Genomic DNA, 18,174 nt, shown 5'->3' on the forward strand with positions numbered 1-18,174 from the left:
CGGGGAGACCTGCGCCCGGACGCGGGGCCGGGATAGGTGTATTTCGGGAACAATGAAGCATCATGCGGTGCCCCTGGCCATGCGGTGGGCGAGCCGGATCGCCTCGATCATGCTGGTGGGGTTGGCCAGCCCCTTGCCCGCGATGTCGAAGGCGGTGCCGTGATCGGGCGAGGTGCGCACGAAGGGCAGGCCCAGGGTCACGTTCACGCCCCTGTCGAAATCCAGCGTCTTGATCGGGATCAGCGCCTGATCGTGGTACATCGCCACCGCCGCGTCATAACGCGTGCGGGCGGCGGCGTGGAACATGGTGTCGGCGGGCAGGGGGCCGGTGAGGTCAAACCCGGCGCTGCGCATCCCGGCGATCAGCGGTGCGATCCAGTCCAGCTCCTCGCGGCCCATGGCGCCGCCTTCGCCCGCATGGGGGTTCAGCCCGGCGATGGCAAGGCGGGGGGCGGCGATGCCGAAGAGGTCGCGCAGGCCCGCATGGGTGATCTCGATGGTGCGGCGCAGGCTGTCGGGGGTCAGGGCCAGCGGCACCTCGGACAGTGCGATGTGGATCGTTGCCGGGACCACGCGCAACTGATCCGAGGCCAGCATCATCACCACCTGAGAGACACCGGCAAGCGCGGCCAGGTATTCGGTATGGCCGGGATAGGCAAAACCGGCCCCGTCCTTCAGCGCCTTCTTGTGGATCGGGGCGGTACATAGGGCGCAGGCCCTGCCGTCGCGCACCATCCCGACCCCGAGCGCAATCATGTCGATCACGCCCTGCGCATGTTCGGGGCGCGCGGCGCCGGGTGTCATGGCGGGGCCAAAGTCATGCGCCAGCACCGGCAGCGCATCTGAAGAGACCCCGGCCGCCTCTGCCGCATCGGTGACGATGCGATGCGGGACATCGGCGGGCAGGTGGCGCGGATCGCCGAGCCAGAGCATCGGGATTTCACCGGCAAGGGCCATCCATGCGCGGGCGGCCACTTCGGGTCCGATGCCTGCGGGTTCACCACAGGAGATCACCACAGGCCTGTCCAGCAGCGCGCCGTCCCGGGGGGCTTCGGTCATTTCATGATGATGCGGGCATCGGCGCGCAATTGTTCCGTCAGCTGGTCCGCATAGCCTTGCAGTTTGCGCTGGCGCAGGCTCGACACCACGGCCTCTCGGCTGACCTCGGCATTGGCCTCGGCGGTGCGTTTGCACAGCATCAGGAACACCAGCGTCTGCCCGCCCGCCCGCGTCAGCGCGGTCGAGCTTTCACCCGGATCGAGCTTGGCCAGTTCGATCGCGATGTCCTGCGGGATTTCCGCCGGTTTCTTGGCGCCACGGTCCAGCACGCTTTCGGGCTGGCCCTGGGCCACGGCATAAAGATCGTTGCAGGTGTCGACCTCGCTGCGCACGCGGGCGGCCTCGTTCAGGGCCGCTTCGCTGCGACCGCCGGGGATGTAATAGGCGGCATATTCGATTTCGGAATAGGATTTGGCGGGCGCGCCGGTTTCCTCGATCCCGCGCAGCTGGAACAGCGCCACGGCATTGGGAATAGGCAGCGGCGATGTCACCTCACCGGGGGCGAGCGCCAGCAGGATGGGGGCCAGCGAGGGCGGGAGTTTTTCCAGCGGGGTCCAGGGCATCCGGCCGCCCCGGCCACGGGAGGCGGTTGCGGAATACTGCTGGGCATAGCGGGAGAATTCGGCCTCCGACTTGCTTTGGGCAATCCGGTCCGCCAGCGCGTTGACACGTGCGGCCTGCTGCGGCGGGGCGGGGATGATGATTTCCGACAGGAGCACGCGGATGCCGCTGCCCGCGCCGCTGCGGCCAAGTTCGCGGTCGATCTCGGCGTCGGAGATGTTCACCTGTGCGCCATAGCGGGCGCGGATCAGGTCGCGCCAGGTGAGCTGGGTGACGACGAAATCGCGGAAAGTCTGCTGCGACACGCCGGATTGTTCCAGCGCGGTGGTGAATTCTTCCACGCTGAGATTGGCGCGGGCGGCGAAATCGGACAGTCCGGACTGGACCGCCTCGTCGGACAGTTTCAGATCGAACCGGGCGGCGAATTCGTCGTGCAGACGGTCATTTATCAGCTCGTCGATGACATTCTCGCGGTCCGCGCCGGGGGCGTTCAGCAGTTGCATGAAGCGCTGCCGTTGCTGGACCTCGAATTCGGTGACGATCCTGTCATTCACGCGCGCCACGGGGGCATAGAGGTTCTGCGCCATGACGGCAGGCGGCACCAGCAGGCACAGCGCCAGTCCAAGGGCCACGGCCCACCTCGGGATGAACGCCCACCTTGAGATGAACGAAGGTGTCGGTCTGATCAGTTCCGGCATGAGCGCACGTATCTTTCTGTTCCGTTGGAGGCGGCAAAGCCCCTGAGCCCGATGTTAAAACCGATATTGGTTGAGGGCTCAACACTTGTTGAAGTGGAATAGCGCCGATTGACCGAAAGGTCGACCGATACGCATTCATTGTTGTAGGTCAGGCCGAGCCCCGCCGAGGCGGCGCGGTCGTCGGCCACGTCGAATCGCCAGTCGGCCGAGGCGGTCCATTGTCGGTTGATCCGGTAATCGCCATCAAGCGCGATCTCGGAGACTGCCTGGGTGCGGTCCTCGGCCGGGTCGGCATCGAGCCAGACATAGCTGCCGCCCAGGCGTCCGCGGGTAAAGTCCCAGTCGCCGCGCAGCTCGGCCTTGGCAAACTGGAAATTGTCGTCGAACAAGCCGCGCCCGGTGAGGGACAGGCCCTGTGCGGTCTTGATCTGGCCCGCCAGCAGGAAATCCGAAGAGGTGCCTGCCAGGCCAGATGTCGTGGTGAATTCAAGGTCGGATTTCTCGCGCAGGACCTGGCCGATGGTCAGATGCGCGTCCCATCCGGTGGGGTCAAAGCGCGACCAGTTGACGCCGATGGCCGCCACCGCATGTCTTTCGCGCCGGTCGGGCCGTGGAAACCGCGACAGCGACAGCAGGTTGCCTTCGTCGAATTCGACCCGGGTGCTTTCATCATTGGGGATGGCCAGACGGTTGCCGCCGGACCAGCCGATCTGTGCGATCGGTTCCAGCAGCTGGGACACGCCGCCCCTGCCGCGCCGGATCATCGGATAGCGCAGGGCAATGGCCGCCGCCGGCACGATGTCGGAGTGGTTCTGGGCAAAGCTGCTGTCCTGCACGATATCGAAGGCATTGAAGCTGGCGCCGATCTGCCCGTCCGCAACCAGCCCGTTGCCGAAGGTCATGCGCCGCAGCCATTTGACTTCGCCGTGCAGGCGGGCCACGTCGCGCCCGATGATATCGGCATCCGAGGTGCGCCGGTGGCTGTGTGCCTGAATGCGCATCCGCAACTCGCCGCCGATGCCCGAGGGGAACAGCCGCCGCTCGTAGTCGCCGTCCAGCACGATGGTGGGCAATTCGTCGTTCACCTCCGTATCGCGGAGGGATTCGAAATTGTAGATGCTGGCGCGCACATAGGCGTCGCGCCGCGCGCGGCTCACTGTAATCTGGCTGGAGAGGCGGTCCTTGGCGGAATAGCCGTAGTCTTTCAGATAGGCGGGGTCGCTGGTGGTTTCGATCCCGAATTCCAGCACATAGTCGCGCGCCAGGTCAAACCGGCCCACGCCAAAGAGATATCCCCGGGTTTCGCCGGGGCGCTGGTCGTCGCGGGTATAGGCGCCGTCGAACTGGATACGTCCGGACCGGAAGGCCTGGCGGTAGCGGAATTCGAGGGTCCGGGTGGCGCTGGACAGATAGGGGCTCAGGGTCAGGTCGCGGTGTTCCCCGAGCTTGATGAAATAGGGAAGCTTGAAGCCGGTGCCCAGTTGCGAGGTGGTCCGGATCGAGGGCTGAAGGAACCCGGTGGCCCGTGCCAGCGTCGGGTCGGGCAGGCGCAGGCGCGGCAGGTAGAAGATCGGGACGTTGCGGATGTGGAAGGATGCTTCGTCGAAATAGAGCTGCTGTTCGAGCTTGTCGTGGATCACCCGCTTTGCCCTGATCTGCCAAAGCGGTGCGCGCCCGTCCTCGCAGACTTTGCAGGAGGTCACGGCGGTCTTGTAAAGCTGGCTGTAGCGCCCGTCGACGCGGTTGATCTGGTTGGCGGCCAGTTGCAACTGCTGGTTCAGGATCAGCCGGGCACCCCGCAACAGGCCGTTCTGCAGATCCGGGTCCAGTTCCGCCGCATCCGCCAGGATCAGCGTATCCTCGCCTTCGGAGATGACGATGGGCCCCTCGATGGTGAGCGCGCCGGTGGCCTGGTTGTAGCTGATCGTACGGGCGCGCAGGCGGGTTTCGCCCTGAAAGGCCTCCACGTTGCCCTGGGCCACCAGCGTCCGGTCACGGGTCAGGAAGACCTGGTCGGCCACCAGTACCGCCGCGGGTGGCGTGCCCTGCTGTGCCCTGGCGATCAGCGGCATCACGGTGAGGGCCAGTATGAGCAGCCAGCGGCACACGCGTTTATCCATCCTCTGCATGCAGGAGCAGGCCAAGTGCCAGCAGGATCGCAACCGCAGGCGGCGCCCAGGCAGCGAGCAGAACGGGAATCTGCCCGTTTTCGCCAAGGATTTGTGCGAAGCTGCGAATGAAATACAAGGTGAACCCCAATAGCACAGATGCCAGTACAGCGACCCCTGTACCACCAAATCTGGTATGCCGCATGGTGAAGGCGCTCGCAACAAGAACCATCGCCATCAGGAAAAACGGCCGCGCGAACTCGGCCTGAAGCCAGACCCGGTGCTTGCGGGGGCTGAAGCCTGCCTGCTCCAGCTGGCGGATGAAGGCGGGCAGCTCATAGATCGAGACCGCGCCGGGCGCGCCGATGCTTTCGCGGATCCGCTCCACCGTCAGGGAGGAGGGAATGGTCAGCAACGCGTGGGTGGTGGCATTGCCTTCGGCATTGACCCCGGCCTCCAGCGGCCATGACTTGGCATCGCGCAAGCGCCATTCGCGGTCGACCAATGCGGCCGATCCGGCCTCGATCCGGCGCACCGGCCCGCGGTCATGCTCATAGGTGATGAAGGTCACGTCATAGAGCACCGAGGCATCGGCATTCGAGCGCCAGGCGCGGATCACGGTCTGCCCATCGACATTGCCCTGGCGCAGCCACAGCCCCTCGTCGCTGATCGACAGGGCAGAGGCCCCGTCGGCGCGGTAGCTTTCGGAGAGCTGCAGATAGCGGTTGTTGGTGGCCGCCACGATGGGGTTCAGCATGCCCACGGCCATCACACCGATGATCAGCGCAACCACCACCGGCGCGATCAGGGCGCGCAGGGCGGAGCGGCCCGCGGCCCGCGTCACCACCATCTCGGAGGAGCGGGCCAGCGAGATGAACAATGCCACGGTGGCAAGGATCATGATCAGCGGCAGGATCAGGTTGATGGTTTGCGGTGCGTTCAGCAGGGTCAGCCCCAGGATGCGCTGCCAACCCAGGTCATAGCTGCCGAACCGGCGCGCCTGCTCGACCGCATCGACCAGCATCACCAGCGCGAACAGAATCGCGGTGATGGTGACAAAGGTCACGGCAAAGCGCCGTGCGAAATAGAGATGCAGGATCATGCGGCGGCCCCCGGTCTGCGGCGCCGCAACAGGCCGGGCCGCGATGCCACCGAAAGCATCGCCACCACCAGGATCGCCCCGACAAGCACCGGCATGTACATCAGCGGCCAGTTGGCGGGATCGGTCAGCACCTCGTCCACCAGCGCGCCGCGAAACCCGTCGATTGCGATAAGCAGGCCAAAGGCGATGACCACCTCGCGCCAGACCCCGAAGCGCGAGAAGCCGCCCAGCAACAGGGTGGAAAAGCCGACCATCGCCGCCACCACGCAGAACAGCGGCTGGGCAAAGCGGGAATGGAACTCTTCCGCGATGGTGCCTAGGCTGTCGCCCGACTCCCTCGACAGTTGATCCCAGGAGGTCAGGAAAGCCGGTGTTGTCAGATTTGGCGTCGAGATCTGCCGCCCGGCAGACTTGCTGACAAGTGCCGAGATATCAAAGGAAAAGTCCCGGAACTTTGCCGTGGCCAGCCGTTTGGTTTCCTGGTTCAGGCGCTGTGCCAGCCCGTCCACCATGATCAGCGTCGTGCCCTCGCCATTGCGCACCAGATAGGCTTCGGCGGCGGTATAGATCACCCCTTCGAGCGCATTGCGCCGGTCGGACAGGAAAACATCGCGCAGCACGCCGTCGGTGTCGATCAGCCGGGTGTAGAAGGTGACGTTCTCGCCCGGATGCAGGAAGGTGCCTTCGGTCAGCAGCCGCGCGGTGACGTTCTGGGAAATCTCGTTTTCGCGCTGGCTGAGCTGGCCCTGCGCCATGGGCACCAGAAAATGGCTGAGCACGGACATCATGCCCGCAACGCAGAGGCCGTAGATGAACACCGGCCGCGCCAGCCGCCAGGGGCCGGAGCCGGTCGATTGCAGCACGGTCAGCTCGCTTTCGCTGCTCATCCGGTTGGTGACATAGGCCGCACCGGCAAAGGCGGCGATGGGCAGCACGGTCAGGATCAGCTTGGGCAGGCCAAGGGCGGTGAACTCCAGGAACACCAGCGCCGACTGGCCGTCCCCGATCAGCCGATCGAACAGCAAAACCGCCCGGTTGATCCAGAACAGCGCCACCAATACGAGCGCGAAAAAGCCGAACAGCAGCAGAAACTGCGACAGCATGTAGCGGTCAACTCTGGCCACTGCGATCCCCCCAAGGTGTCATCCGGCGCTCTGACGGCGATGTTGAATGCGACAATAATGTAAAAGAAGCGGGGGGAAAACTGGTATCTGGTCATGGGCGGGCAGGCGCGTTAGGTCTTTGTGGGAAACCAGAACAAGGGCTCTTTCATGACCGACCTCACCCCGATCCGCTTTTCCCCGACCGACATCGACAAAATCGCGGCCCATGAGGGCCGGATCGCCGTTTTCGTCAATCCGGAGGGGCGGCTGGACGCAGGCGCGCGCCGGGTCAACAAACTGATGCGCGGGGCGCTGGCGCGGCTGGTCGAGGGCGAGGCGTTTGCAAAGATGAAGCCGGGGCAATCTGTTGCAATGGCCTATCCCGCCGGTCTGGCGGCGGAAGCGGTGGATGTTGTTCACCTGCCGCGCCGGATCAGCGTGAAGGAGGCACGCCGCGCAGGCGCAAGCCTGGCCAAGGCGCGCGGCACCGCCGATCTGCTGGTGCTGGCGGCGGGCATGCGCCGGGTGTCCGAGATGGCCTTTGGCCTTGCGATGCGCGACTACGGTTTCGAAGACCACAAGAGCGCACCGAAGGAGCGCGAGGGCAGCGTGACCATCATGTGCAGCAAGCCCGACGCGGCACAGGCACAGGCAGAGCCGCTGATGGCGGTGGCCGAAGGCGCCTTCATGACCCGCGATCTGACCAATGCGCCCGCCAATGTGCTCACGACGACCGAATTCGCCGACCGTCTGGCGGCGATGGAGAAACTCGGCCTCAAGGTCGAGGTGCTGGAAGAGGCCGAACTTGAAGAACTGGGCATGCGTACCCTGCTCTGCGTGGGGCAGGGTTCCGACAGCCCCTCCAAGGTGGTGGTGATGCGCTGGGAAGGCGGGGCCGGGGATGCGGCACCGCTGGCGCTGGTCGGCAAGGGCGTGGTGTTTGACACCGGCGGGATCAGCCTGAAACCCGGTGCGGGCATGGAGGACATGACCATGGACATGGGCGGCGCGGCCGTTGTGGCCGGGGTGATGCGCAGCCTTGCGCTGCGCAAGGCCCGGGCCAATGTCGTGGGCCTGGTGGGGCTGGTGGAGAACATGCCGTCGGGCAATGCGACCCGCCCGGGCGATGTGATCACCTCGATGAAGGGGGATACGGTCGAGGTCATCAATACGGATGCCGAGGGGCGCTTGGTGCTTTGCGATGTGATGTGGTACGCACAGGACCGGTTCAAACCCGCCGCGATGATCGACCTGGCCACGCTGACCGGGGCCATCATCATCGGGCTGGGCCACGAGAACGCGGGCGTCTTTTCCAACAATGACGGGTTCTGCGCCGAGTTCCTCAAGGCGGCAGAGGCCGAGGGCGAAGGGGCCTGGCGGTTGCCGCTGGGCCAGGCCTATGACGACATGCTGAAAAGCCGGATTGCCGATATGAAGAACATCGGCGGACGGGCAGGCGGGTCGATCACCGCGGCCCAGTTCCTGCAGCGCTTTGTCAAGGAAGAGACACCCTGGATCCACCTCGATATTGCCGGGGTCGCGTCGGTCAAGTCGGAGACGGCGCTGGCCCCCACGGGGGCGACAGGCTGGGGCGTGGCGGCGCTGAACCGGCTGGTGGCCGACCGTTTCGAGACCGAGTGATCCGGCGATGGGGGCGGCCTATTTCTATCACCTGACGCGGCGGCCCCTGGTCGACACCCTGCGGATGCTGCTGGACCGGTCACTGGCCCAGGGTTGGCGCGTGGCGGTGCGCGGCACCGATGCGGCGGGGCTGGAGGCATTGGACCGCGCCCTGTGGCTGGGCCCCGACGAGGGGTTCCTGCCGCATGGCATGGCAGGCGGGCCGCATGATGCGGCGCAGCCGGTGCTGCTGACCACGGCCGCCGCTGCCGCGAACTCCCCCGCCTGCGTCATCTCTGTGCAGGGGGCCGAGGTGACAGCGCAGGAGGTCGCGGCGCTGGAACGGGTCTGCGTGCTTTTCGACGGCGATGATGACCTGGCGCTGAACCGCGCCCGCGACCAGTGGAAGCTGCTGAAGGAGGCTGGCGCCGCTGCGCAATACTGGTCGGAGGAATCGGGCCGCTGGGAGAAAAAGGCGGAAACCTGAGCCGCAGACGACACCGGCACGGCAACAGCCAGGGGCCGCCCGCGCAGCCCCCGCGCAACATTTGACTGCGCTTACCGGGTGAGGATCAACTCTCCGCCGGTGATTTCGATACGGCCCCAGCGCTGCAGATAGCCCATGCCCAGCAGGGATTGCCGCATCTCGCCCGCGTTCACCACGGCGGCGACATCGGTATCCGTGACCGCGCCCAGGGTGACGGTATCCAGCGTGACAAAGGCGGTGCGTACTTCGCCGTTGGCGGTATTGGCGGTGCCGTGGAACTTCAGGCTGTCCGGGTCGACCCCGGCGCGGCGCGCATCGGCCTGGGTCAGCACCAGATCGGTGGCACCGGTGTCCACCACGAAACGGATGGGGGTGTCGTTGATGTCGAGCGTCAGGTAGTAATGGCTGTCGCGCGATTTGGGCACGACAATCCGGTCACCGCCCGTCAGCACCATCTGCGGATGCCGCGCATCGCGGCTGATGTCCTGCCAGAGCCCCACGGCGGCGGCGCCGCCGACAAAGATCATGCCCCAGACGGCGGCATGTTGCAGGCTGCGGTTCAGGCTTTCGCGCGATTGCAGGATGAACCAGCCGATCACCATGGTGCCGAGCACCACCAGGTAGATCAATTGCATTGTGTCGATACCGCCCATCTGTCGCATCTCCTCCGGCTGGCTACCGATATAGATAGGCGCGGCGGGCGATGATGTCAGCCCGCGCCGGGGCCGAAACCGAAGGCGCTGAGCCCGTCGAGCACGAATTGCACCGACAGGGCGGCCAGCAGCATGCCCAGCAACCGGGTGATCACGTCGATCCCGGTCTTGCCGATCACATGTTCGAGATAGCTGGAGGCCTGCAGCAGCAGGGCCATCACCACAAGCGTGAGCGCGGTGATCCCCAGCACCGTCACCAGCCCCTCGGCCCCCGGGCGTTCGCCGGTCAGCAGGATCACCGAGGCGATGGAGCCGGGACCGGCCATCAGCGGGATCGCCAGCGGAAACACCGAAGGATCATCGACGGAGGTCTCATCGGTGCGGTCCTCGCGCCGTTTCGTGCGCCGCTCGAACAGCATGTCGAGGGCGGTCAGGAACAACAGGATGCCCCCCGCGACCCGGAAGGCGGGCATGGAGATGCCGATGAAGCCCAGAACGGCCTCGCCCAGAAAGGCAAAAAGCGTCAGCACCAGGCCCGCGACCAGCACCGCGCGCCAGGCCACGCGCCGCCGCTGGGCGCGGGACATGCCGGGCGTCAGGGCGATGAAAAGCGGGGCGATGCCGATCGGGTCGATCACCACGAACATGGTGACCAGTGCCGTGATCATATAGGCGGTGTCGAGCGTCATGATGCCGTGATCCGATTGCGGGCTGCGCCCATTCCATTGTTTTGCGGGGGCGCTGCCCCCATCGGCCAGAGGCCGATTCCCCCGGGAATATTTTTCGCCAAAAAGAAAGTCAGGCGGTGGCTTTCTCCAGCTTTTCCTGTGCCGACAACCAGAGCGTTTCCGCGCGTTCGAGCGCCTGCATCACTTCGGCGTATTTCTTGTTCCAGACTTCCAGCTCACCCAGCTTGGTATCTTCGTAGAGGGCGGGATCGGCCAGCTTCTTGGCCAGTTTATCGCGCATTTCGTTGATTTTCTCAACGCGGGCTTCGGATTTGCGGACTTCCGAGCGCAAGACAAGGATATCTTCGCGGCTGGCGCGCTTTACCTTGGGCGTCTCCCTGGGCTTGCTGTTCTTGCTGACCGGACGGGTCGGCTGCAGCAGCATCTTGCGGTAACTTTCCAGATCGTCCTCGTAAGGCGTCACGGTGCCGTTCGACACCAGCCAGAGCCGGTCCGCCACCATGGAGAGCAGGTGCATGTCGTGGCTGACAAGGATCACCGCGCCGGAATATTGCGTCAGCGCCTCCACCAGCGCCTCGCGGCTTTCGATGTCGAGGTGGTTGGTCGGCTCGTCGAGGATCAGCAGATGCGGCGCGTCCAGCGTCGCCAGCAGCAGCGACAGTCGCGCCTTCTGACCACCCGACAGGCGGCCGACCTCGGTTTCGGCCTGATCGGCGCCAAGACCGAATCCCGCCAGCTGCGCGCGCAGTTTGGAATGCAGCACGCCGGGGCGTGCGCTGATCATGTGCTGCAGCGGTGTTTCGTTGATGTGCAGCTCGTCCACCTGGTGCTGGGCAAAGAAGCCGATGCGCAGCTTGTTGGCCTTCACCGCCTTGCCGTCCATCAGCACCAGCCGGTCCGACAGCAGCTTTGACAGGGTCGATTTGCCCTGACCGTTCTTGCCCAGCAGCGCGATGCGGTCGTCCTGGTCGATGCGCAGGTTCAGCCGGGACAGCACCGGCTGGCCGGGGGTATAGCCGGTGGAACCGCCCTCGATGGAGATGATGGGGGGCGACAGCTCTTCCGGTTCGGGGAAGGTGAAGACCCGTTTCGCCGCCTGTTCGGGGGTCGAGATCATGTCCATCTTCTCGATCATCTTGAGGCGCGACTGGGCCTGCTTGGCCTTGGACGCCTTGGCCTTGAACCGGTCCACGAAGGCCTGCATGTGGTCGCGGCGGGCCTGTTGTTTCTTGGCCATGGCGGCCTGCACCGCGCGCTGTTCGGCGCGCTGGCGGGCGAATTGGTCATAGGGGCCCTGATAGAAGGTCAGCTTGCGGTCTTCCAGATGCAGGATGCCGTTCACGGCCCGGTTCAGCAAACCGCGGTCGTGGCTGATGATGATGACCGTATGGGGGTACCTGGCCAGGTAGCTTTCCAGCCAGAGCGCGCCTTCGAGGTCGAGATAGTTGGTCGGTTCGTCGAGCAGCAGCAGGTCGGGCTGGGCAAAGAGCACGCCCGCCAGCGCCACGCGCATCCGCCAGCCGCCCGAGAAGTCGGAGCAGGGCATCTGCTGTTCGGCGTCATCAAAGCCCAGGCCCTTGAGGATCGAGGCCGCGCGCCCTTCGGCGGACCAGGCGTCGATATCGGCCAGCCGCGCCTGGATGTCGGCGATGCGGCCGGGATCCTTTGCCGTCTCCGATTCCGCCATGAGTGCTGCGCGTTCGGTATCGGCGGCCAGCACGGTGTCGATCAGCGAGACGTCGGAGGAGGGGACCTCCTGCGCCACGCCGCCGATCCTGGCCCGGCTGGGCAGGCTGATGTCGCCGCCGTCCAGCGCCAGTTCACCGCGGATGATGCGGAACAGGGTGGTTTTGCCCGCGCCATTGCGCCCGACAAGGCCAACCTTGTGACCTTCGGGGATGACGGCGCTTGCCTCTTCAAAGAGCGGACGGCCCTCGACGGAGTAGTTGATTTCGGAAATGCGTAACATGGACGCGGTGTGGACCAAGTTGCAGGCCCCGTCAATCGCGGCTTTTCAAGCCCCGGACCCCATGGTAGGGAGCGCCAAATTCAACACCCCGAAGGAGCAAGCCACATGGCCCTTGAGCGTACATTTTCGATCATCAAGCCCGACGCCACCCGCCGCAACCTGACCGGCGCCATCAACAAGAAGTTCGAGGATGCCGGTCTGCGCATCGTGGCGCAGAAGCGGATTCACCTGACCAAGGCGCAGGCGGGCGAGTTCTACAAGGTGCACGCCGAGCGTCCCTTCTATGACGAGCTGTGCGAATTCATGGCCTCCGCGCCGATCGTGGCTCAGGTTCTGGAAGGCGAAGGCGCCATTGCCAAGAACCGTGAAGTGATGGGGGCCACCAACCCCGCCGATGCCGAAGCCGGCACCATCCGCGCCGAATTCGCCGAAAGCGTTGGCGAAAACTCCGTGCACGGGTCGGACGCGCCCGAGACGGCAGCGGTCGAGATCGCCTATTTCTTCTCCGGCCTCGAACTGGTCGGCTGAGGCAGGCCTGACCGGAAGAGGGCGCGCCTGCGTCTTCCCTCAAGGTCTCCGATTTCTGACGCCCTCGCGGGAAACCGCGGGGGCGTTGGCGTTTTTACGCGTGACTTTCGAACAATGCGGGCCCGGGCCGTCTGCCTGTGGTATGCGGTTCCTGATTGGGACACCTTGGAACACCTTGGAACTCTCGGGAACATATGGGGGGAGGCGCCATGACACCCGCGCTTGGCCGGATCGTTATCTATACCGGGAAGATCGACCAGATGGCCGATTTCTATGCGCGTCACTTCGGCTTTACGGTGAAGCGCGCTGAGGGGGACCGCATTGTGGAACTGGTGCCGCAAAATGCCGGTCTCAGCCTTCTTTTGCATCCCCTGGCGGCGAAACAGAAGGAAGGTCAGGTTCTGGTAAAGCTGGTGTTTGACGTCGAAGATGTCGCAGCGTTCTGCGCGGAAGCCAGCGCCAATGGGCTGGAGTTCGGAAAGGTCCATCAGGCGGATGGATACAGCTTTGCCAATGCCAAGGACCCGTCGAAAAATTCCATTCAGGTTTCGAGCCGGGCTTTCGCCGGGTCATGATCGGGGTCTGAGCCCGGTGGCGCGGCTCAGATGCTGGCGTAATCGGTGATTTGCGGCGGTTTGGGTTTGGGCTTTTGCGCCAGGCTCTGGTCCGGCGCGGGGGCCGGTTTGGGCGGTTCAGGGCGCGGATCGGGGTCATGGCGTGCCATATGACTGCTCCTCAATACAGGCGCGGGTTTGGCGCCCGGCTCAAAGGCTTGCGCAAGACTGTGCCGACAGCGGGGCTGAATTAAGGCGATAATGGGGCGTTATGGCGTCTGGGTGATCCGGTATTCGGTGCTCTGTTGCCAGATGCGGCCCGGTTCCAGCGTGATCTGCGGAAAATGCCCATGATGCGGGGCGTCCGGCCAATACTGCGGTTCCAGCGCCATGGCGTGAAAGGGGCGCAGGCTTTGGCCGCCGGGCAGGGCGCCGGGCGTGTCGGGCAGGAAGGCCCCGTTATAGACCTGAAGTCCGGGCGCATCCGTGGCGATGCGCAACTGCGTGCCGGTGCTGCCGGTCAGCCAGGCCACCGGGCGGATCTGCGCAGCGGGTGCATCGGAAAGGCAGTAGTTCAGGTCCAGCGCGCTGTCGCGCGGCACCGGCCGGGGGCTGCGAAAGTCAAAAGGGGTTTCTGAAAGCGGGGCCACGGCACCCCGGGGCAGCCGCTGTGCATCAGTCGGCAGGTAGTGCGCGGCGTCGATCCGCAGATTGTGGCTGGTGATATCGCCAAGCCCGTCAAGGTTCCAATAGGGGTGATGGGCCAGGTTCATCGCGGTTGCGCGGTCGGTTTCGGCACGTAGCGTCAGGCTCAGCAGCGCGCCGGTCAGCCTGTAGTCCGCGCGGATCACGCGGTTGCCGGGCAGGCCACCTTCGCCATCTTTCAGTTCGATCCCCAGAGTCAGTTGGTCGGCGTTATGGGTCACGACGTTCCATGCATGGCTGTGCAGGCCGTCGGGGCCGGAATGCAGGGTGTTTTCCCCTTCGTTCCGGGGCATCTGCCAGGGCTGGCCGGACAGGGAAATCCTGCCGCCCGTGATTCTGTTGGCCACCGGCCCCACGATGGCACCGGCATAGACCGGCAGGCGCGCATGATCTTGCGGGTCGGCAAATCCCAGCACGAGGTTCTGTGTGCCGCCCTGCAAATGCAGCCCGACAAGTGACGCGCCTTGGGGCAGGATCTGCGCCGTCAGCGCGCCGGAGCGGATGGTGAGGGGGGCAAAGGGCGACATGGCCCCTTGATGCGGTCTGCATGCGGCGCAGGCAAGAGGCGGCAGGGGGTTTGCACAAAAATTGATCACTGTGATCTGAAAACGGGCGAAATGCCCGGCTGGCCCCGCGCAAAGAATTGCGATGGCGGTGCGGGGAGGTAGGTTGATCGGTGACCATTCGGGAAAGGACAGACGATCACCTCTTTTGCGCCGCAGGACTGGCTTGATGCCGTGCCGCTGCAGCCCCGCACCCGTGGGGCTGGCAGCATCGCCGTGCGTGCCGCTGCGCAGGGGGAGACGCGGCTGGCCAACCTGCGCCAGTCCGGGGCGATGAAGCTGGTGCTGCCGCGGGTGTTCCGCCCCGACATCGAGGCGGTGATCGTGAACACGGCGGGGGGCGTGACCGGCGGTGACCGGTTGCAGCTGGAGGCGGTGGCGGGTGCCGGGGCCTGCCTGACGCTGAGCACGCAGGCGGCGGAACGGATCTACCGCGCGCAGCCGGGCGAAGTGGGGTGCGTGGACACCCGGCTTGAGGTGGCGGCGGGGGCGCGGATCAACTGGTTGCCACAGGAAACGATCCTGTTTGACCACGCCGCCCTGAACCGCCGCCTGACCGTTGATCTGGCCGCCGATGCGGGGTTCCTGATGGTGGAAACCCTGGTCTTTGGCCGTGCCGCCATGGGCGAGGTCCTGCACGAAGTGCATCTGCGCGACCGCATCCGGATCAACCGGGCAGGCGCGCCGCTCTATCTGGACGGGATTGCGCTGGAGGGCGATGTGCAGCGCCATCTGGCGCGGCCTGCCATCGCGGGGGGCGCCGGGGCGGTGGCGACGCTGGTTTTTGTGGGCGTTGAGGCCGAGGCGCAGTTGCGGCCCCTGCGCGCCTTGCTGCCCGAGACGGCGGCGGCCAGCCTGCTGCCGGGCGGGGTGCTGGTGGCCCGTCTGCTGGCATCGGACAGTTTCGAGCTGCGCCGCGCCGTGATCCCCGCCCTGATGCTGTTGAACGATGGGCACCTGCCGCTGAACTGGAGACTATGAGATGCAATTGACCCCAAGGGAAAAGGACAAGCTGCTGGTGGCCATGGCCGCCGAAGTGGCGCGCAAGAGGCTGGCACGCGGCGTGAAGCTGAACCATCCGGAGGCGATTGCCCTGATCACCGACACGGTGGTGGAGGGCGCGCGCGACGGCCGTTCCGTGGCCGACATGATGGAGGCGGGGGGCCATGTGCTGACCCGCGACCAATGCATGGAAGGCATCGCCGAGATGATCCACGACGTACAGGTCGAGGCGACCTTTCCCGATGGCACCAAGCTGGTGACCGTTCACAACCCGATCCGCTGAAAAGGAAAACCCATGAAGATCATATCGACCCTTGGCCTTGTCGTCCTGGCTGCACCGGTGGCCGCCCATACCGATGCGGGGCTGCACCTGCATCCGCATGTCTCGGACGGTGCGGCGGCCTGGCTGCCGCTGGTGCTGGGCATGGTCACCATCGTCACTGCCGTTGCTGTGACGGCGGGACGTGCGGCCATCCGGGCACGCAACACGCGGGACCGCCGCAAATGATCCCCGGCGAAGTGATCCCTGCCGCAGGCGACATCACCCTGAACGCGGGGGCGGATGCGGTGGTGCTGATGGTGGCCAATACCGGCGACCGGCCGGTGCAGGTGGGCAGCCACTATCATTTCGCCGAAACCAACCCGGCGCTGGAATTCGACCGCGCCGCCGCCCATGGGCGGCGTCTGGACATCGCCGCAGGCACCGCCGTGCGCTTCGAGCCCGGCCAGCGCCGCGAGGTGGCGCTGGTGCCCTATGGCGGCAAGCGTGTGGTGTTCGGGTTCAATGGCAAGGTGATGGGGGCACTGGATCAATGACCCTTGTCTGCGAGAACAATGCGCAAAAGTTGCGCTACAAGAACCCAGTCTTCGTTGATGCCGAAATATTGGAATACCACGATTGCGATGTGAAGGCAGACGCTCGGTTTCATTTGAATGCTCCTATAAAGAGCAGCGGTTTGCCGCTCAGGAGCCTCCCAATCTTCACACATCCGATTGGCTGTGCGGCAAAAGTCGTGCTGCCTCTTCTTGCCGCCATGAAAACCAATAGAGAAAGCGCTTAGCCATGCCTGCCACCATCCCCCGCGCGCAATATGCCGCCATGTATGGCCCCACCACGGGCGACCGTCTGCGTCTGGCCGATACCGACCTGATCATCGAGGTGGAGCGCGACCTGACCACCTATGGCGAAGAGGTGAAATTCGGCGGCGGCAAGGTGATCCGCGACGGCATGGGGCAAAGCCAGGTGACCCGCGCGGGCGGGGCGGTCGATACCGTCATCACCAATGCGCTGATCGTCGACCATGCGGGCATCTACAAGGCCGATGTGGCGCTGAAGGACGGGCTGATCCATGCCATCGGCAAGGCAGGCAACCCCGACACGCAACCGGGCGTGGACATCATCATCGGGCCAGGAACCGAGATCATCGCGGGTGAGGGGCGCATCCTGACGGCAGGCGGCGTCGACAGCCACATCCACTTCATCTGCCCGCAGCAGATGGAGGATTCGCTGCATTCCGGCGTCACCACCTGTTTCGGCGGCGGCACCGGGCCTGCCCATGGCACGCTGGCCACCACCTGCACGCCGGGGCCCTGGCACATCGGGCGGATGTTGCAGGCCTTCGACGGCATCGCGATGAACGTCGGCCTGTCGGGCAAGGGCAACGCCAGCCAGCCGGAGGCGCTGGTGGAGATGGTCCGGGGCGGGGCATCGGCGCTGAAACTGCATGAGGACTGGGGCACCACCCCCGCCGCCATCGACTGCTGTCTGAGCGTGGCCGATGATATGGACGTGCAGGTGATGATCCACACCGACACGCTGAACGAATCCGGCTTTGTCGAACATACCGTGGGCGCGATGAAGGGCCGGACCATCCATGCCTTCCACACCGAGGGGGCGGGCGGCGGCCATGCGCCGGATATCATCAAGATCTGCGGCGAAAGCTTCGTGCTGCCGTCCTCCACCAACCCGACGCGGCCTTTCACCGTGAACACGCTGGAAGAGCATCTGGACATGCTCATGGTCTGTCACCACCTGGACAAGTCGATCCCGGAGGACATCGCATTCGCCGAAAGCCGCATCCGGCGCGAGACGATTGCGGCGGAAGATATCCTGCATGACATGGGGGCCTTCAGCATCATCGCCAGCGACAGCCAGGCCATGGGCCGGGTGGGCGAGGTGCTGATCCGCACCTGGCAGACCGCTGACAAGATGAAGAAACAGCGCGGACGACTGGCCGAGGAGACCGGCGAGAACGACAATTTCCGCGTCCGCCGCTATATCGCAAAATACACCATCAATCCCGCCATCGCGCAGGGGGTCTCTCATGCCGTGGGCTCCATCGCGCCCGGCAAGCGGGCCGATCTGGTGCTGTGGAGCCCGGCGTTTTTCGGGGTGAAGCCTGAAATGGTGCTGATGGGCGGGACCATTGTCGTGGCGCAGATGGGCGATCCCAATGCATCCATCCCCACGCCGCAGCCGGTCTATACCCGGCCCATGTTCGGCGCTTACGGGCGGTCGGTGGAACATTCCAGCGTGACCTTTGTGTCGCAGGCGGCGCAGGCCGACGGCATCCGCGCCAGCCTGGGGCTGGCCAAGCAGACCATCGCCGTCGCGGGCACCCGCAACATCGGCAAGAAGGACCTGTTGCTGAACGATGCCACCCCGAAGGTGGAGGTGGATCCGGAGACCTACGAGGTGCGCGCGGATAGCGAATTGCTGACCTGCGCCCCGGCAGAGGTGCTGCCGATGGCACAACGCTATTTCATGTTCTGA

Annotated in this window: 19 protein-coding genes; 9 read left to right on the plus strand and 10 right to left on the minus strand. The window is 65.2% G+C overall.

Going from position 1 to position 18,174, the window contains the following annotated elements; all coding sequences use genetic code 11:
* Window positions 1–60 precede the first annotated feature (60 nt).
* Genes pdxA through lptF form a run of 5 tightly spaced genes read right to left on the minus strand, consistent with a single transcriptional unit; the run spans window position 61 to window position 6,652 of the window.
* Window positions 61–1,059, minus strand: a complete 999-nt coding sequence (gene pdxA, locus PVW51_RS20480; protein WP_274577152.1) for a 4-hydroxythreonine-4-phosphate dehydrogenase PdxA — start codon at window positions 1,057–1,059, stop codon at window positions 61–63.
* Window positions 1,056–2,252 carry a peptidylprolyl isomerase gene (locus PVW51_RS20485; protein ID WP_338019767.1) on the minus strand — a complete coding sequence of 399 codons (1,197 nt, stop codon included), beginning with the start codon at window positions 2,250–2,252 and terminating at the stop codon, window positions 1,056–1,058. Before PVW51_RS20485 ends, pdxA begins: the two co-directional genes overlap by 4 nt.
* 53 nt (window positions 2,253–2,305) lie before the next feature.
* Complete coding sequence (locus tag PVW51_RS20490) at window positions 2,306–4,438, minus strand: LPS-assembly protein LptD (RefSeq protein WP_443288533.1); 2,133 nt, start codon at window positions 4,436–4,438, stop codon at window positions 2,306–2,308.
* The gene (gene lptG / locus PVW51_RS20495; RefSeq protein WP_269366395.1) at window positions 4,431–5,528 is read right to left on the minus strand and encodes an LPS export ABC transporter permease LptG; all 1,098 of its coding nucleotides are present in this window, start codon (window positions 5,526–5,528) and stop codon (window positions 4,431–4,433) included. The genes PVW51_RS20490 and lptG overlap by 8 nt, the downstream gene beginning before the upstream one ends.
* A complete protein-coding gene (lptF, locus tag PVW51_RS20500) occupies window positions 5,525–6,652 on the minus strand; it encodes an LPS export ABC transporter permease LptF (protein WP_269366394.1) in 1,128 nt (375 codons plus the stop codon). The genes lptG and lptF overlap by 4 nt, the downstream gene beginning before the upstream one ends.
* Before the next feature lie 147 nt (window positions 6,653–6,799).
* Between lptF and PVW51_RS20505 the strand changes: the two genes are divergently transcribed.
* Both PVW51_RS20505 and PVW51_RS20510 read left to right on the plus strand, forming a co-directional pair.
* A complete protein-coding gene (locus PVW51_RS20505) occupies window positions 6,800–8,272 on the plus strand; it encodes a leucyl aminopeptidase (RefSeq protein WP_274577153.1) in 1,473 nt (490 codons plus the stop codon).
* Between the two features lie 7 nt (window positions 8,273–8,279).
* Entirely contained in the window at window positions 8,280–8,738 is a 459-nt protein-coding gene (locus PVW51_RS20510) for a DNA polymerase III subunit chi (RefSeq protein WP_274577154.1), read from the plus strand.
* A gap of 71 nt (window positions 8,739–8,809) precedes the next feature.
* Here the strand turns inward: PVW51_RS20510 and PVW51_RS20515 are convergent, their stop codons facing one another.
* The 3 genes from PVW51_RS20515 to PVW51_RS20525 form a co-directional block, all read right to left on the minus strand.
* Window positions 8,810–9,391, minus strand: coding sequence for a retropepsin-like aspartic protease family protein (locus tag PVW51_RS20515; protein ID WP_274577156.1), 582 nt, complete (start codon window positions 9,389–9,391; stop codon window positions 8,810–8,812).
* Window positions 9,392–9,447: 56 nt separating this feature from the next.
* Window positions 9,448–10,080: a MarC family protein gene (locus tag PVW51_RS20520; RefSeq protein WP_114276537.1), complete on the minus strand. Its 633-nt coding sequence runs from the start codon at window positions 10,078–10,080 to the stop codon at window positions 9,448–9,450.
* Between the two features lie 109 nt (window positions 10,081–10,189).
* Window positions 10,190–12,049 (minus strand): ABC-F family ATP-binding cassette domain-containing protein, encoded by a 1,860-nt coding sequence (locus PVW51_RS20525; RefSeq protein WP_274577159.1) that lies wholly within the window; start codon window positions 12,047–12,049, stop codon window positions 10,190–10,192.
* A 105-nt stretch (window positions 12,050–12,154) separates the two neighbouring features.
* Here PVW51_RS20525 and ndk point away from each other — a divergent pair, with 105 nt between their 5' ends.
* Both ndk and PVW51_RS20535 read left to right on the plus strand, forming a co-directional pair.
* Entirely contained in the window at window positions 12,155–12,577 is a 423-nt protein-coding gene (gene ndk, locus PVW51_RS20530) for a nucleoside-diphosphate kinase (RefSeq protein WP_071972037.1), read from the plus strand.
* 209 nt (window positions 12,578–12,786) lie between these two features.
* Window positions 12,787–13,152, plus strand: a complete 366-nt coding sequence (locus PVW51_RS20535) for a VOC family protein (RefSeq protein ID WP_269366386.1) — start codon at window positions 12,787–12,789, stop codon at window positions 13,150–13,152.
* 26 nt (window positions 13,153–13,178) lie between these two features.
* Here the strand turns inward: PVW51_RS20535 and PVW51_RS20540 are convergent, their stop codons facing one another.
* Window positions 13,179–13,301, minus strand: coding sequence for a hypothetical protein (locus tag PVW51_RS20540; RefSeq protein WP_269366385.1), 123 nt, complete (start codon window positions 13,299–13,301; stop codon window positions 13,179–13,181).
* Between the two features lie 99 nt (window positions 13,302–13,400).
* Window positions 13,401–14,363, minus strand: coding sequence for an aldose epimerase family protein (locus tag PVW51_RS20545; RefSeq protein ID WP_274577160.1), 963 nt, complete (start codon window positions 14,361–14,363; stop codon window positions 13,401–13,403).
* A gap of 210 nt (window positions 14,364–14,573) precedes the next feature.
* Here PVW51_RS20545 and PVW51_RS20550 point away from each other — a divergent pair, with 210 nt between their 5' ends.
* The 5 genes from PVW51_RS20550 (at window position 14,574) to ureC (ending at window position 18,174) form a co-directional block, all read left to right on the plus strand.
* A complete protein-coding gene (locus PVW51_RS20550) occupies window positions 14,574–15,380 on the plus strand; it encodes an urease accessory protein UreD (RefSeq protein ID WP_338019769.1) in 807 nt (268 codons plus the stop codon).
* Between the two features lies 1 nt (window position 15,381).
* Window positions 15,382–15,684 carry an urease subunit gamma gene (locus tag PVW51_RS20555; protein ID WP_067292577.1) on the plus strand — a complete coding sequence of 101 codons (303 nt, stop codon included), beginning with the start codon at window positions 15,382–15,384 and terminating at the stop codon, window positions 15,682–15,684.
* A 12-nt stretch (window positions 15,685–15,696) separates the two neighbouring features.
* Entirely contained in the window at window positions 15,697–15,909 is a 213-nt protein-coding gene (locus PVW51_RS20560; RefSeq protein WP_269366382.1) for a hypothetical protein, read from the plus strand.
* Window positions 15,906–16,217: an urease subunit beta gene (locus tag PVW51_RS20565; protein WP_269366380.1), complete on the plus strand. Its 312-nt coding sequence runs from the start codon at window positions 15,906–15,908 to the stop codon at window positions 16,215–16,217. The genes PVW51_RS20560 and PVW51_RS20565 overlap by 4 nt, the downstream gene beginning before the upstream one ends.
* Window positions 16,218–16,464: 247 nt before the next feature.
* On the plus strand, window positions 16,465–18,174 hold the full coding sequence (gene ureC / locus PVW51_RS20570; protein ID WP_274577162.1) for an urease subunit alpha: 1,710 nt from the start codon (window positions 16,465–16,467) through the stop codon (window positions 18,172–18,174).

The sequence above is a fragment of the Sulfitobacter sp. PR48 genome (assembly GCF_028807335.1).
Taxonomy (GTDB): Bacteria; Pseudomonadota; Alphaproteobacteria; order Rhodobacterales; family Rhodobacteraceae; genus Sulfitobacter.

Excerpts from the sequence above, each read along its gene's own strand:
- pdxA (WP_274577152.1), bottom strand. The coding sequence starts at position 1,059 with ATGACCGAAGCCCCCCGGGACGGCGCGCTGCTGGACAGGCCTGTGGTG.
- PVW51_RS20490 (WP_443288533.1), bottom strand. The coding sequence starts at position 4,438 with ATGGATAAACGCGTGTGCCGCTGGCTGCTCATACTGGCCCTCACCGTG.
- lptG (WP_269366395.1), bottom strand. The coding sequence starts at position 5,528 with ATGATCCTGCATCTCTATTTCGCACGGCGCTTTGCCGTGACCTTTGTC.
- PVW51_RS20505 (WP_274577153.1), top strand. The coding sequence starts at position 6,800 with ATGACCGACCTCACCCCGATCCGCTTTTCCCCGACCGACATCGACAAA.
- PVW51_RS20510 (WP_274577154.1), top strand. The coding sequence starts at position 8,280 with ATGGGGGCGGCCTATTTCTATCACCTGACGCGGCGGCCCCTGGTCGAC.
- PVW51_RS20515 (WP_274577156.1), bottom strand. The coding sequence starts at position 9,391 with ATGGGCGGTATCGACACAATGCAATTGATCTACCTGGTGGTGCTCGGC.
- PVW51_RS20520 (WP_114276537.1), bottom strand. The coding sequence starts at position 10,080 with ATGACGCTCGACACCGCCTATATGATCACGGCACTGGTCACCATGTTC.
- PVW51_RS20525 (WP_274577159.1), bottom strand. The coding sequence starts at position 12,049 with ATGTTACGCATTTCCGAAATCAACTACTCCGTCGAGGGCCGTCCGCTC.
- ndk (WP_071972037.1), top strand. The coding sequence starts at position 12,155 with ATGGCCCTTGAGCGTACATTTTCGATCATCAAGCCCGACGCCACCCGC.
- PVW51_RS20535 (WP_269366386.1), top strand. The coding sequence starts at position 12,787 with ATGACACCCGCGCTTGGCCGGATCGTTATCTATACCGGGAAGATCGAC.
- PVW51_RS20540 (WP_269366385.1), bottom strand. The coding sequence starts at position 13,301 with ATGGCACGCCATGACCCCGATCCGCGCCCTGAACCGCCCAAACCGGCC.
- PVW51_RS20545 (WP_274577160.1), bottom strand. The coding sequence starts at position 14,363 with ATGTCGCCCTTTGCCCCCCTCACCATCCGCTCCGGCGCGCTGACGGCG.
- PVW51_RS20555 (WP_067292577.1), top strand. The coding sequence starts at position 15,382 with ATGCAATTGACCCCAAGGGAAAAGGACAAGCTGCTGGTGGCCATGGCC.
- PVW51_RS20560 (WP_269366382.1), top strand. The coding sequence starts at position 15,697 with ATGAAGATCATATCGACCCTTGGCCTTGTCGTCCTGGCTGCACCGGTG.
- PVW51_RS20565 (WP_269366380.1), top strand. The coding sequence starts at position 15,906 with ATGATCCCCGGCGAAGTGATCCCTGCCGCAGGCGACATCACCCTGAAC.
- ureC (WP_274577162.1), top strand. The coding sequence starts at position 16,465 with ATGCCTGCCACCATCCCCCGCGCGCAATATGCCGCCATGTATGGCCCC.